The sequence below is a fragment of the Polymorphospora sp. NPDC051019 genome (genome assembly GCF_040683055.1).
In the GTDB taxonomy this organism is placed as follows: domain Bacteria; phylum Actinomycetota; class Actinomycetes; order Mycobacteriales; family Micromonosporaceae; genus Polymorphospora; species Polymorphospora lycopeni.
Window position 1 is genome coordinate 1 of record NZ_JBFBCH010000038.1, and the last position, 12,309, is coordinate 12,309.

Annotated in this window: 14 protein-coding genes; 6 read left to right on the forward strand and 8 right to left on the reverse strand. The window is 72.2% G+C overall.

The window, feature by feature from the left end; genetic code table 11:
- Positions 1–104: 104 nt before the first annotated feature.
- From AB0M79_RS35300 to AB0M79_RS35325, 6 genes are all read right to left on the reverse strand, one after another.
- Positions 105–965 (reverse strand): NAD(P)-dependent oxidoreductase, encoded by an 861-nt coding sequence (locus AB0M79_RS35300; RefSeq protein WP_364222849.1) that lies wholly within the window; start codon positions 963–965, stop codon positions 105–107.
- A 118-nt stretch (positions 966–1,083) separates the two neighbouring features.
- A complete protein-coding gene (locus tag AB0M79_RS35305) occupies positions 1,084–1,539 on the reverse strand; it encodes a GNAT family N-acetyltransferase (RefSeq protein WP_364222852.1) in 456 nt (151 codons plus the stop codon).
- Entirely contained in the window at positions 1,536–2,045 is a 510-nt protein-coding gene (locus AB0M79_RS35310; protein WP_364222855.1) for a hypothetical protein, read from the reverse strand. Before AB0M79_RS35310 ends, AB0M79_RS35305 begins: the two co-directional genes overlap by 4 nt.
- Positions 2,046–2,086: 41 nt before the next feature.
- Positions 2,087–3,337: a sigma-70 family RNA polymerase sigma factor gene (locus tag AB0M79_RS35315; protein WP_364222945.1), complete on the reverse strand. Its 1,251-nt coding sequence runs from the start codon at positions 3,335–3,337 to the stop codon at positions 2,087–2,089.
- A 3-nt stretch (positions 3,338–3,340) separates the two neighbouring features.
- Entirely contained in the window at positions 3,341–3,733 is a 393-nt protein-coding gene (locus tag AB0M79_RS35320) for a YciI family protein (RefSeq protein ID WP_357536450.1), read from the reverse strand.
- 56 nt (positions 3,734–3,789) lie between these two features.
- Positions 3,790–4,554: a carbon-nitrogen hydrolase family protein gene (locus AB0M79_RS35325; protein WP_364222858.1), complete on the reverse strand. Its 765-nt coding sequence runs from the start codon at positions 4,552–4,554 to the stop codon at positions 3,790–3,792.
- Between the two features lie 263 nt (positions 4,555–4,817).
- Here AB0M79_RS35325 and AB0M79_RS35330 point away from each other — a divergent pair, with 263 nt between their 5' ends.
- The 5 genes from AB0M79_RS35330 to AB0M79_RS35350 are packed head-to-tail and all read left to right on the forward strand — an operon-like array spanning position 4,818 to position 9,770.
- A complete protein-coding gene (locus AB0M79_RS35330) occupies positions 4,818–5,579 on the forward strand; it encodes a DeoR/GlpR family DNA-binding transcription regulator (RefSeq protein ID WP_357536390.1) in 762 nt (253 codons plus the stop codon).
- A gap of 44 nt (positions 5,580–5,623) precedes the next feature.
- Positions 5,624–6,970, forward strand: coding sequence for a sugar ABC transporter substrate-binding protein (locus tag AB0M79_RS35335; RefSeq protein WP_364222861.1), 1,347 nt, complete (start codon positions 5,624–5,626; stop codon positions 6,968–6,970).
- Positions 6,971–7,027: 57 nt separating this feature from the next.
- Positions 7,028–7,960: a sugar ABC transporter permease gene (locus AB0M79_RS35340; RefSeq protein ID WP_364222864.1), complete on the forward strand. Its 933-nt coding sequence runs from the start codon at positions 7,028–7,030 to the stop codon at positions 7,958–7,960.
- Positions 7,957–8,784, forward strand: a complete 828-nt coding sequence (locus AB0M79_RS35345) for a carbohydrate ABC transporter permease (RefSeq protein ID WP_364222867.1) — start codon at positions 7,957–7,959, stop codon at positions 8,782–8,784. Before AB0M79_RS35340 ends, AB0M79_RS35345 begins: the two co-directional genes overlap by 4 nt.
- The gene (locus tag AB0M79_RS35350) at positions 8,781–9,770 is read left to right on the forward strand and encodes a zinc-dependent alcohol dehydrogenase family protein (RefSeq protein WP_364222870.1); all 990 of its coding nucleotides are present in this window, start codon (positions 8,781–8,783) and stop codon (positions 9,768–9,770) included. The genes AB0M79_RS35345 and AB0M79_RS35350 overlap by 4 nt, the downstream gene beginning before the upstream one ends.
- Here the strand turns inward: AB0M79_RS35350 and AB0M79_RS35355 are convergent.
- Both AB0M79_RS35355 and AB0M79_RS35360 read right to left on the reverse strand, forming a co-directional pair.
- Positions 9,760–10,215: a DUF4259 domain-containing protein gene (locus AB0M79_RS35355; RefSeq protein ID WP_364222873.1), complete on the reverse strand. Its 456-nt coding sequence runs from the start codon at positions 10,213–10,215 to the stop codon at positions 9,760–9,762. The two genes, AB0M79_RS35350 and AB0M79_RS35355, sit on opposite strands and share 11 nt — an antisense overlap.
- A 165-nt stretch (positions 10,216–10,380) precedes the next feature.
- Positions 10,381–11,163: a class I SAM-dependent methyltransferase gene (locus tag AB0M79_RS35360; protein ID WP_364222876.1), complete on the reverse strand. Its 783-nt coding sequence runs from the start codon at positions 11,161–11,163 to the stop codon at positions 10,381–10,383.
- A 525-nt stretch (positions 11,164–11,688) separates the two neighbouring features.
- On the opposite strand from AB0M79_RS35360, the gene AB0M79_RS35365 reads away from it, so the two are divergent.
- The gene (locus AB0M79_RS35365) at positions 11,689–12,288 is read left to right on the forward strand and encodes a nucleoside deaminase (RefSeq protein ID WP_357536376.1); all 600 of its coding nucleotides are present in this window, start codon (positions 11,689–11,691) and stop codon (positions 12,286–12,288) included.
- Positions 12,289–12,309 lie beyond the last annotated feature (21 nt).

Consider the following 12,309-nt stretch of genomic DNA (forward strand, 5'->3'; position numbering starts at 1 on the left):
AAGGGCACCACCAACGACGTACACGTCGCACTCTCCACCGGCACCACCTTCGGCCCCGCCGCCAAATGGCACGACTTCTTCGGACTCAACGGCGAAACCACCCTCTAGGAGTCCAGCGGATACCGGTGCTCGGCGGTGAAGCCGAGCACCCGGGCGGCGGCGCCGACGTCGATCGGCGCCGCCCGGCCGGGCAGCGGCAGCCGCCGGGGCACGCCCGGATAGAAGCGGTCGAGCAGTTCCCCGGTCGGCTGCGGCGCGAGCGTGTCCGGCGCGGCCACGAACAGCACGTGGCAACCGGTGATCGGCCGGGTGACCGCCAGCCAGACGACGCTGGCCGCGTCCCGGGTGTCCAGATAGCCCCACAGATGGGCGGCGCCGAACCCCGGATCGTCGACGTAGCGGGCGGCGATCTCCGGCAGGGTGTCCCGCGGACCGCCGAGCAACGGGAACCGCAACGCCACCACGGTCATCCCGTAGCGGCGGGACATCATCGCCGCGGTCGCCTCGTCGGCCTGCTTGGACAACGCGTACGGGTCGGCGACCTGCGCCGGCACCGCCTCGTCGACCGGCAGGTAGGCCGGGCTCAGGGGGCGGGGCGCGAACGACAGCCCGAGCACGGCGATGCTGCTGGCGATGGCGGCCCGCCGGACACCGGCCCGAGCCGACTCCTCCAGGGTCACGAACGTCGCCCGCGCGTTGCCGGCGAACACCTCCTCGGGGCTGCCCATCATCGGCGCGGCAAGCGCGGCGCAGTGCACCACCGCGTCGACATCGGCCAGCGCGGCCCGTACGGCGACCGGATCGCCGGCACCGCCGACCACCACCCGGTCGGCCGGCAGGTCGCCGGGGTCACGCAGGTCGAGCGCGGTCGCCGGGACACGCCGGGCGGCGAGCAGGTCGAGCACCGCCCGGCCGAGCCGGCCGGCCGCACCCGTCACGAGAACCCGGCGGGGAGCACTGGTCAATCGGATCACCACCCGGTGTCGTGCGGATCGGCCGTCCGGATCAGGGTGGCACCCGGCACCACCCCCCGTCACCCCGCGGTCGGCGGTCCCGGCCGGGACCGTCCGCGACGGTGCCCGGTCAGGCCGGTGTGAGCGGGAGACTGAGCGACTTCAGGCCGTCGACCGGACGGAACCCGAACCCGGCGTAAAGCCGCAGCGCGGCGGCGTTGTCGGGCTCGGTCTGTAACGAGACCCGCAGAGCCCCGGCGGCGCGGGCCTCGTCCACGACATGGCGCAGCAACTCCCGAGCCAGCCCGGATCGACGATGCGCCGGATCGACGTAGAGGTCCCGGATCATCCATGCGGTGCCCAGCAGCAGCGAGGCCGGCAGGACGGTGCGGGTGACGAACCCGTGCGCCCGTCCGTCCCGTACGCCGGCCGTCACCTGGAGCCGGCCGGCGGTGAGCTGCTCGGCGAGCCACCGCCGGGTGGCCGCCGGCGCGGCCGGCAGGCCGTAGTGCACTCGGTAGGCGTCGAACAGCTCGGCCACCCGGTCGAAGGGCGGCTGACCGGGGTCGACGGCCAGGACGGTCACCGGGCCGGCACCCGGGCCGCTCGGTCCGGGTCGCCCCAGCGAATCCAGGCGTCGTCGACCACCGCTTCGACGGCATCCGCCGCCGCGCGCAGGTCGTCGACGGTGAAGGTCTCCCCGCCGTCGCCGCGCCAGCGCACCGCGCGGTCCTGCAACGCCGTCCAGGCCGGGAAGAGCCGGCCCAGGTACGCCCCGGCGTCCGCCTTGGCGACGACGGTGCCGTGGGCGAGCGTGTGGTGCAGCCGGGCCGGACCGAGGACCAGCCACGACACCGCCTCGCCGGGCACCGGTTCGGCGCCGCCCAGTTCCCCGGTCTCCTGCCGCGCCCGGCGCGCCAGCGGCCGCCAGTAGTCGCGCAGGTTCTCAAGGTTGTAGCGGCGCAGGGCGGCGGGGTCCACGGTGATTTCCAGGTCGGCGGCGGCGGAGCCCGCGATGTAGAGCTTCGTCACGAAGCCCGGCAGCGCCGTGTCGACTGCCCGCAGGTAGCGGTCGGTGTGTTCGGCGAACATCGGGACACCGTACCGGCATCGGCCGGGTGGGTGGGGCGGGCTCAGCCGGCCGCGAGGCGGGCGGCGCGCAGCACCAGGTAGTGCCGTTCCGGCAGGCTCGTCGTGCGCCCGGCCGCCGCCCGGTACGCCTCGGCCGCCGCCGGCCGGTCGCCGGCCATTTCCAGCAGGTGTGCCCGGGCCGCGAAGAGCCGGTGGTGCCCGGCCAGACGGGGATCGTCGGCGAGCGTGGCGAGTGCCTCGAGGCCGGCGGCCGGCCCGTGCACCATCGCCGCCGCCACGGCCCGGTTCAGGGCCACGACCGGGCTGTCGGTGATCCGTTCGAGGACCCCGTAGAGGGCGAGGATCTGCGGCCAGTCGGTCTCGTCGGCGGTCGGCGCCTCGTCGTGCAACGCGGCGATGGCGGCCTGGACCTGGTATTGCCCGACCGGGCCACGGGGCAGCGCGTGGGTGACCAGTGCGATCCCTTCGCTGATCGCGGCGGCGTCCCAGAGCCGGCGGTCCTGGTCGGCCAGCGAGATCAGTTCGCCGCCCGGACCGGTGCGGGCCGGGCTGCGGGCCTCGGTCAGCAGCATCAGCGCGAGCAGCCCGGTGACCTCGCTGTCGCCGGGGAGCAGGGTGTGCAGGGCCCGGGCCAGCCGGATCGCCTCCGTCGACAGCTCGACCTGGCGCAGGTGCGGCCCGGCGCTGCGGGTGTGCCCCTCGTTGAAGATCAGGTAGAGGACGTGCAGGACGGCGCCGAGGCGACGTACCCGGTCTTCGGCGTCCGGCTGCCGGAACGGGATCCCGGACGTCTTGATGCGCTGCTTGGCCCGGCTGATCCGCTGCGCCATGGTCGCCTCCGGAACCATGAACGCGCGGGCGATCTCGGCGGTGGTGAGGCCGCCGACGGCCCGCAGGGTCAGCGCGATCGCCGACGCCGGTGACAGCGCCGGGTGGCAGCACAGGAAGAGCAGCACCAGCGGGTCGTCACGGTCGGCGAGCATCTCCTCGTCGGCGGCCGGCGCGGCCAGCCGGTCGACCGGTTCCCGCCGGGCGACGACGTCCTCGCGTCGCCGCCGTGCCTGTTCGGCGCGGATCTGCTCGACCAGCCGGCGGTGGGCGACCTGGATCAGCCAGCCGCGCGGGTTGTCCGGGACGCCGTCGGCCGGCCACTGCCCGAACGCGGCCAGCAGCGCCTCCTGCACGGCGTCCTCGGCGGCGGCGAAGTCACCGGACCGCCGGGTGAGCACGCCGACGACCTGCGGCGCGAGTTCGCGCAGCAGGTCCTCGACGGCACGGTCATTGCCGGTCAGGGGTCACACCTCCACGGGCGGGGCGGACATGACCGGGCGTACCTCGATCGGCATGTTCAGCGGCCGGCCACCGGGGCCGGGTGCGGCCGACACCCCGGCGGCGATCTCGACCGCCCGCTGCGGGGTCTCGCAGTCGACGATCCAGTAGCCGGCCAGGAACTCCTTCGTCTCGGGGAAAGGGCCCTCGGTGACGACGGGGCCGCCGTCGGCGCCGGCGCGTACGATCCGGACCTGGTCGGGGCCGGCCAGCCCCTGCCCCTCGACCAGTTCGCCGGTCGCGGTGAGCTTGTCGTTGGTGTCGCGCATGAACTCGATGTGGGCCCGGATCTCCTCGGGCTGCCATGTGCCGATCTCCGGGAAGTCGGCGGTCGCCGCGCTGAACTGCATCAACAGCATGTACTTCACGTCCTGCTCCTCACACCCTGGGCGCCGGTCGTCCGACGCTCTCATGGTCAGGTCGAGGCGGCGGGACGGTTCTCGACATCCAGCGCGGATTTTTCCCGGGGATTTCTCCGGTCGACGGTGGCGCGGGCAACGACGCCGACCTCCGGCCCCGCCGCGGCGACCCGGACGCCGTCCGGCGCCCAGATGCCGGACCGGCCGGCCGCCCGGTCGTATCCCTCGCCGGTCGACCCGGCGAAGCTGGCCATCGCGACCCAGACGCCGTACCCGGTCGCGATCCGGCGGGCACGCTCCTCGTGCACCCCGGCCTCCGGTTCGTTGTCGAGCACCCCGGCGGCGTAGAGGTCGATCCCGAGGGCGGCGGTGTCGGCGGCGTGCTGAGGGATCCCGGTGTCCTTGCAGACGGCAAGGCCGAGCCGCCAGCCGTCGACCTCGACGACGGCCGGGGCGGGTCCCGGGGTGAACCGGGTGGTCTCCGCGGCGCCCAGCCACTGCTTGCGGTAGGCGACGACGGCTCCCGCGCCGTCGACGGCGAGGACGGCGATGTGTGACCGGCCGTCCGCACCGGCCACCGGGGCGCCGACCAGCGCCACCGATCCGGCGGCGGCGCAGGCGGCCACGAGGGGCGCCAGGCGCGGATCGCCGGGCTCGACCGCCGGGGTGTCGAACTCGTACCCGGTCAGCGACATCTCGGGGAAGACCACCACCCGGGCGTCGGCGCGGCGGACCAGTTCGGCGTGCGCGGCCGCGTTCGCCCCGACGTCGTGGGCGATGCACGACGGTTGGGCGACGGCAACGGTGAGCGGCGTACGCATCGGGTCTCCTCGCAGGGTCGGCACCGGGCCCAGGTTCTCACGTCCGTCGGGCAGCAAACGGATGCCCGTACGGGCCAAACGGGCAGACCCTATGCCGATTAGATCGTGTTCTGTACGCCTATACCCCACCGCCACCGTTCGCCCATCCGGGCAAACCCAAACCCGATTCAGGGCATTTCACCGCTTGGAGCCAACGTTTCGACGGTGTTAGAAATTCATTACGGTCAACTCATGTGAGCTGGGGCACAGCAAGGAGGTGCGGGATGAGCGCTGACGAGCGCCAACACCGGATCCTCGCCCTGGCCCGCGGCACCGGCGACGTCTCCGTACTCAAGCTCGCCGCCGACCTCGGCGTGTCCCCCGAGACGGTGCGGCGCGACCTGCGCCTGCTCGAACAGCACGGGCTCGTCCGGCGCACCCACGGCGGCGCGTACCCGGTCGAGACCGCCCGCTTCGAAACCACCCTCGCCACCCGGACCACCCGGCAGGTGCCGGAGAAGCGACGGATCGCCGCCGCGTCCGTCGCGCTGCTCGGCGACGCCGAGACCATCTACATCGACGAGGGCTACACCCCACAACTCATCGCCGAGGCGCTGCCCACCGACCGGCCGCTGACCGTCGTCACCGCGTCGCTGGGCACCGCCGCCGCGGTGGCCCGGCTACCGTCGGTCACCGTACTGCTGCTCGGCGGCCGGGTCCGCGGCCGGACCCTGGCCACCGTCGACCACTGGGCCACCCGGATGCTGGCCGACTTCGTCCTCGACCTCGCCTTCGTCGGCGCCAACGGGATCTCCCGCGAGCACGGCCTGACCACCCCCGACCCGGCGGTCGCCGACGTCAAGGCCCAGGCGGTACGCGCCGCCCGCCGCCGGATCTTCGTCGGCGTGCACACCAAGTTCGGGGTCAGCAACTTCTGCCGCTTCGCCGAGATCGGCGACCTCGAGACCATCGTCACGGACTCGGCCCTGCCGGCGTCCGAGGCGCACCGCTACTCGCTGCTCGGACCGGCGGTCATCCGCGCCTGACCGGCCGCACCGCGCACCCACTCCCACCCTTTTGGAGGTTCGCTGTGCCCGTTTCCCGGAAGGTCATAGCCACACTCGCCGCCGCCGGCCTCGGCCTGGGCGCCTGCTCGGGAGCCGGTGGTGGCTCCGGCGGCGGCGACGACAAGACGATCACCGTGCTGATGGTCGGCAACCCGCAGATGGAGGACATCGCCAAACTCACCGCCGAACACTTCACCAAGGAAACCGGCATCACGGTGCGGTTCACGATCCTGCCCGAGAACGAACTGCGCGACAAGGTCACCCAGGACATCGCCAACCAGGGCGGTCAGTACGACGTCGCCACCATCGGCGCGTACGAGGCACCGATCTGGGCGAAGAACGGCTGGCTGCGGGAGCTGAGCACGTTCGCCGACGCCGATCCCGCGTACGACCGCGCCGACCTGCTGGAGCCGATCGTCGAGTCACTGTCCGGAGAGGACGGCAAGCTGTACGCCGCACCGTTCTACGGCGAGTCGTCGTTCCTGATGTACAACAAGGAACTCTTCGCCGCCAAGGGCATCACGATGCCGGAACGGCCGACCTGGCGGCAGGTTGCCGGCTTCGCCGCCCAACTCGACGACAAGGCGAACGGTGTCGCCGGCATCTGCCTGCGCGGCCTGCCCGGCTGGGGCGAGGTCTTCGCCCCGCTGACCACGGTCGTCAACACCTTCGGCGGCACCTGGTTCGAGAAGGACTGGACCCCGAAGGTCAACGCGCCGGAGTTCACCGAGGCGACGAAGTTCTACGTCGACCTGGTCCGCGCCCACGGCCAGCCGGGCGCGTCGCAGTCCGGCTTCACCGAGTGCCTGAACACGTTCGGCCAGGGCAAGGCCGCGATGTGGTACGACGCCACCTCGGCCGCCGGAACGCTGGAGGACCCGGCGGCGAGCCGGGTCGCCGGCAAGGTCGGCTACGCGTACGCCCCGGTCGAGAAGACCAGCGCCGCCGGCTGGCTCTGGGCCTGGGCCTGGGCGATGCCGAAGACGACCACGCACTCCGAATCGGCGTGGGAGTTCATCTCCTGGGCCACCAGCAAGGAGTACGAGAAGCTGGCCGGCGAACAGCTCGGCTGGTCCCGGGTGCCGTCGGGCAAGCGCGCCTCCACCTACGAACTGCCGCAGTACCAGGAGTCGGCGCGGTCGTTCGCCGACGTCACCCTGCGGGCGATCGAGGAGGCCGACCCGGTCGACCCCGGACTCCAGCCCCGGCCCGCGCTCGGCGTGCAGTTCGTCGGCATCCCCGAGTTCGCCGACCTAGGCACCAAGGTCTCGCAGGAGGTGGCGGCCGCGATCGCCGGCGGCACCACGGTCGACCAGGCCCTGGCTGACGGGCAGAAACTCGCCGAGGAAGTCGCCGCCAAATACAAGTAGCCGTTCGGTGGGGGCGCCACCCGCGCCCCCACCGGCGCCATCGCCGAGGTGACCCCGATGACCCAGACCATCCGACCGGCGCCGGCCCCGGCCCGGAAAAGACCACCGCCGCCGGTCCGCGGCGGTGCCCGGGACCGCCTGATCCGCCGCGCTCCCCTGCTGCCCGCCCTCGTCTTCGCCATCGTCGTGACCCAGATCCCGTTCCTCGTCACGATCTACCTGTCCATGCTCTCCTGGAACGCGCTGCGGCCGGGCGAACGCGACTTCGTCGGGCTGGCCAACTACGCCGACGTGCTCACCGACGACCGGCTGCGGGCCGCGCTGGTCAACACCGTCGTGCTCACCGCGAGCGCCGTCGTCGTCTCGGTGCTGCTCGGGCTCGGCCTGGCCGTGCTGCTCGACCGGCGCTTCCCCGGCCGGGGCGTCGTACGCACCCTGCTGATCACCCCGTTCCTGGTGATGCCGATGGCCGCCGCCCTGCTGTGGAAGCACGCCTTCTACAACCCGGCGTACGGCCTCATCAACGGAATCGTCGGCGGCAGCACAGACTGGATCTCGTCGTACCCGATGGTCTCCGTCGTCGCCACCCTGGTCTGGCAGTGGACCCCGTTCATGATGCTGATCATCCTGGCCGGACTGCAGAGCCAGTCGCAGGAGACCGTCGAGGCGGCCCGGGTCGACGGCGCCGGCCCCTGGCAGGTCTTCACCCGGCTCACCCTGCCGCACCTGCGGCCGTACCTGGAACTGGGCGCCCTGCTCGGCTCCATCTACCTGGTGCAGACCTTCGACGCGGTCTTCACCATCACCCAGGGCGGCCCGGGTACGGCGACCACCAACCTGCCGTACGAGATCTATCTGACCACCTTCCGCAAATTCGAGTACGGCGAGGCGGCCGCCGCCGGCGTCGTGGTCGTGATCGGCACGATCATCGTCGCCACGTTCGCGCTGCGGGTCATCTCCGGCCTCTTCCGGATGGAGGATCACCGATGAGCGGGCGCGGCGGAAGCCGGTGGGGCACGGTCGCCTGGGCGGTCGGGGCCTGGGCCGCCGGACTGTTCTTCTTCTTTCCCGTCCTGTGGATGGTGCTGACCGGCTTCAAGCGCGAGGTCGACGCCGCCAGCAACCCGCCCACCTGGACCTTCACCCCGGTACTCGACGGCTACCGGCAGGTCTTCGACCGCGACATCACGCCGTACCTGCTGAACTCGCTGAGCGCGAGCCTGGTCTCCACCGCGCTGGTGCTGCTGCTGGCCACCCCGGCGGCGTACGCGCTGTCGCTGCGTCCGGTCGGCAAGTGGCGCGACGTGCTGTTCTTCTTCATCAGCACCAAGATGCTGCCGGCCGTCGCCGCCCTGCTGCCGATCTACCTGCTGGTCCGCGAACTCGGCATGCTCGACAACATCTGGACCATGGTCGTCCTCTACACCTCGATGAACCTGCCGCTGGCCGTCTGGATGATGCGGTCGTTCCTGCTGGAGGTGCCGCCCGCGCTGATCGAGGCGGCGGCGGTCGACGGCGCCGGACTCGGTACGACGATCCGCAAGGTGCTGCTGCCGCTGGTCGCCCCCGGCGTGGCCGCGACCGCGCTCATCTGCTTCATCTTCAGCTGGAACGAGTTCTTCTTCGCGGTCAACCTGACCGCAACCAACGCCGGTACCTCGCCGATCTTCCTGGTCGGCTTCATCTCCTCGGAAGGGCTCTTCCTGGCCCGGCTCTGCGCCGCCGCGACACTGGTCTCGCTGCCCGTCGTGCTGGCCGGCTGGTTCGCCCAGAAGCAACTCGTCCGGGGACTTTCCATGGGAGCGGTCAAGTGAAGGCAGCCGTCATCGTGACACCCGGTCAGGTCGCCCTGGAGTCGGTGCCCGACCCGGCACCCGGCCCGCGCGACGTGGTCGTACAGGTCGCCGCCTGCGGCATCTGCGGCACCGACCTGCACATCATGGACGGCGAGTTCGCGCCGGCCTATCCGGTCGTGCCCGGCCACGAGTTCGCCGGCGAGGTGGTCGCCGTCGGCTCCGGGGTCACCGAGGTACGCGTCGGTGACCGGGTCGCCGTCGACCCGTCACTGCACTGCGGCGAGTGCTACTACTGCCGACGGGCCCGCGGCAACCTGTGCGAGAACTGGGCGGCGATCGGGGTCACCACCGCGGGCGGGGCCGCCGAGTACGCGGTCGCCCCGGCGAAGAACTGCTTCGTCCTGCCCGACGGGGTGTCGGCCGCCGACGCCGCGCTGATCGAGCCGCTGTCGTGCGCCGTACGCGGATTCGACGTGCTGCCGCGCCGGCTCGGCGACCACTACCTGATCTACGGCGCCGGAACGATGGGCCTGATGATGCAGGAGCTGGCCAAGCGCTGCGGCGCGGCGTCGGTGTCCGTGGTGGACCTGAACCCGGACCGGTTGGCGACCGCCGTCCGGTTGGGCAACACCGCGGCGGTCACCGGTGCCGACGAACTGGACCGGCCGCGTGGCTGGGACGTCGTCATCGACTGCACGGGTGCCGAGGCCGCCATCGCCGACGGGTTGACGCGGGTCGGGCCGGCCGGCACGTTCCTGCAGTTCGGGGTCTCGTCGTACGACGCCCGGGCGACCATCGAACCGTTCCGCATCTACAACAAGGAGATCACCATCACCGGCTCGATGGCGGTGCTGCACAGCTTCGAGCGGGCCGGCGAACTGTTCGCCGCCGGCGTGCTCGACCCCGACATCTTCGTCAGTCACCGGTTCCCGCTCGACGGCTACGCCGACGCCCTGGCCCAGTTCCGGGCCGGCATCGGCCGCAAGATCCTCATCACCCGGTAGCCGGCCGAGCCCGCAGCCCACTCTCGCGCAGAACCGCCGTCAGACGCTCGACGGTCTGCGCGGCCTCGGCGCGGCTCCGGTCGTCGATCCACCCGTCGTGCCATGGACCGCCGGGTCCGGCCACGACGGTCAGGGCAGCGAGTGCCGGAGCCACCAACCCGACCGCCGGGGTGGGCAGGAGCGCCGGGGCCAGTTCGTCGGCCACGAACTCCGAAAGGTCCGCCAGGATCGACTCGCCTCCGGGCAGGCTGATAGCGATCAGCGCGGCAGCGGCAACGACCTCGTGCGGAAACACCGTCTGTGTCCCCGTCTGCGGGCCTTTCAGCACGGTGGAGAATATCCGGCCCAGCTCGCCCAGGCGGCCTGCCGCGTCCAACTCGACGAGTTCCTCGACCAGATCGAGTGCGCCGTCACTGCTGAACGGTCCCGTCCCGAACGTACCCATCACCTCACGCCCCCTCGCATCCGATGGACGACCGACCAGGTCGGCCGCGGCCGGCTCAGGTATCACTGTTGCGGCCCACAGCGACTTCGCTGTGGATACGCCGAATTCGCTGTGGAGCGCAACACCTACCGGTGGCCAGGAAGCCGGCGCCCTTCGGTGCCGTCCTCACCGCCGGCCGAAGAGCAGGTCGACCTGGACGGGCTGGTGGAACGGGCCGGCGCCGACCGCCGCACCGACACCCTCGGCGAACCGCTCCCGGTCCGGCCCGGTCGGCAGCTCCGAGGCCGGGAACGCGGTCAACAGTTCACCGACGAGGCCCGGCAGGTCCAGGTCGACGGGGTACGCGACCGAGGTCGCCGAGACGGTCAGCCCGGCGGCGGTCAGGCCCTCGCGGTAGCGCCGCTGGTCGGCGTCGTCGGAGCCGCATCCCCACGACAGGTCGCTCCCGGTCCACGACTCGAGGAAGGCCCGCAGCTCCCGGGACCAGGCTGTGTCCAGCAGCCACAGTGGTCGGCCGTTGGTGGCGACGGCGAATCCCCCGCCCGGCCGGACCAGGTCGGCCACGGCCGGAAACAGTCGCCCGGTATCCATCCAGTGCAGCGCGGTCGCCACCGTCACCGCACCGACCGATCCGGCGCCGAGAAGCACACCGACCGCCGGAACGTCGGTGTCGCCGCCGAGCATCCAGGCCACGTTGCGTACGTCCCGGCGCGCGGCGGCCCGCCGCGCGAGGGTGAGCATGTCCGGCTCGGGATCGACGCCGACGACGGCCCGAAGCCGCGCGGCGAGCGGCAGGGTGAGCTGGCCGGTGCCGCAGCCGAGGTCGACGGCGACGTCGTCGGCCGAGAGTGCGAACGCGTCGACTATCGCGTCGACGACCGGGGCGGGATAACCCCGCCGGTAGGTTTCGTAGAGTCGGGCGACCTCACCGCTGAACCCCAGATCCATGGCCGCAGCGTCCCAGGCCGCCGTGCCGGGCAACAGACCTGTACGCCGAGGGCGGACGGCGACCGGTCCGGAGGTGTCGGTGGACGGCACCGGGAACAGCAGTCGGACATCGGCGGTTTGCACCTTCCGACAAATGGATCTGGTAAGCACCCGCCAAGCCCGCGACTCATCCGGATACAGTGACGACACCGGGCGCCCGGATGCCGGCACCGGACACCACCGCGCCAGGTGGTGGAGACCGAGCCCCGGCGGGAGGTGCGCGATCATGACGGGACCGGAGCTGCCGACCCGCTTCGACCTGCGCCGCCGTACGCACGCGAGCGCGTGGACCCGGGGCCGGGTCGCCCACGGCGACCAAGCCGCCGGCGCCGAGTAGCCGGCACCGGGCCACCGGCCGGCACCGTTCGAGCCGCCCGACCGTACGCCGGTCGTCGCCTCTTCCGACCGCCCACGGCCCGGACCCTGCCCGCCCACCCGGCGGTGCCCGCCTTCCCGAAACAGACCGCGATGACGCGTAGGAGCCCCATGGACACCGACACCATCCCCACGATCTTCGGCGCCCGGCTGCCCGACTGGGTGACCGACGAGATCGCCGACGACCCGCCGGTGCTGGCCGACGTCGAGGAGCGGATGCGGCTGGTGCTCCGCCTCGCCGACCGCAACCACCGTGAAGGGACCGGCGGCCCGTTCGCTGCCCTGGTCACCGACGCCGACACCGGACGCATCCTGTCCGTCGGGGTGAACCTCGTGCTCGCCGCCGACCTGTCCGCCCTGCACGCCGAGATCGTCGCGATCTCGCTCGCCCAGACCCGGTTCGGCACCTGGGACCTCGGCGGCCTCCCCGGGCTGCGGACCGAACTCACCGTCAACTGGCGACCGTGCGCGATGTGTTACGGCGCGACGGTGTGGTCCGGTGTCGGCCGGCTCACCATCGCCGGCCAGGGTGACGAGGTCGAACACCTCACCGGATTCGACGAGGGCCCGGTCCGTGACGACTGGCAGGAGCAACTCGTCAAGCGCGGCATCGACGTACGCACCGACATCCTGCGCGACGAGGCGCTGGCCGTCTTCCGCGCGTACGGCGAACGGACCGACGCCACCGTCTACAACGGCCGCCGCGGGTAGCCCACCCGGACAGCGGGGCGG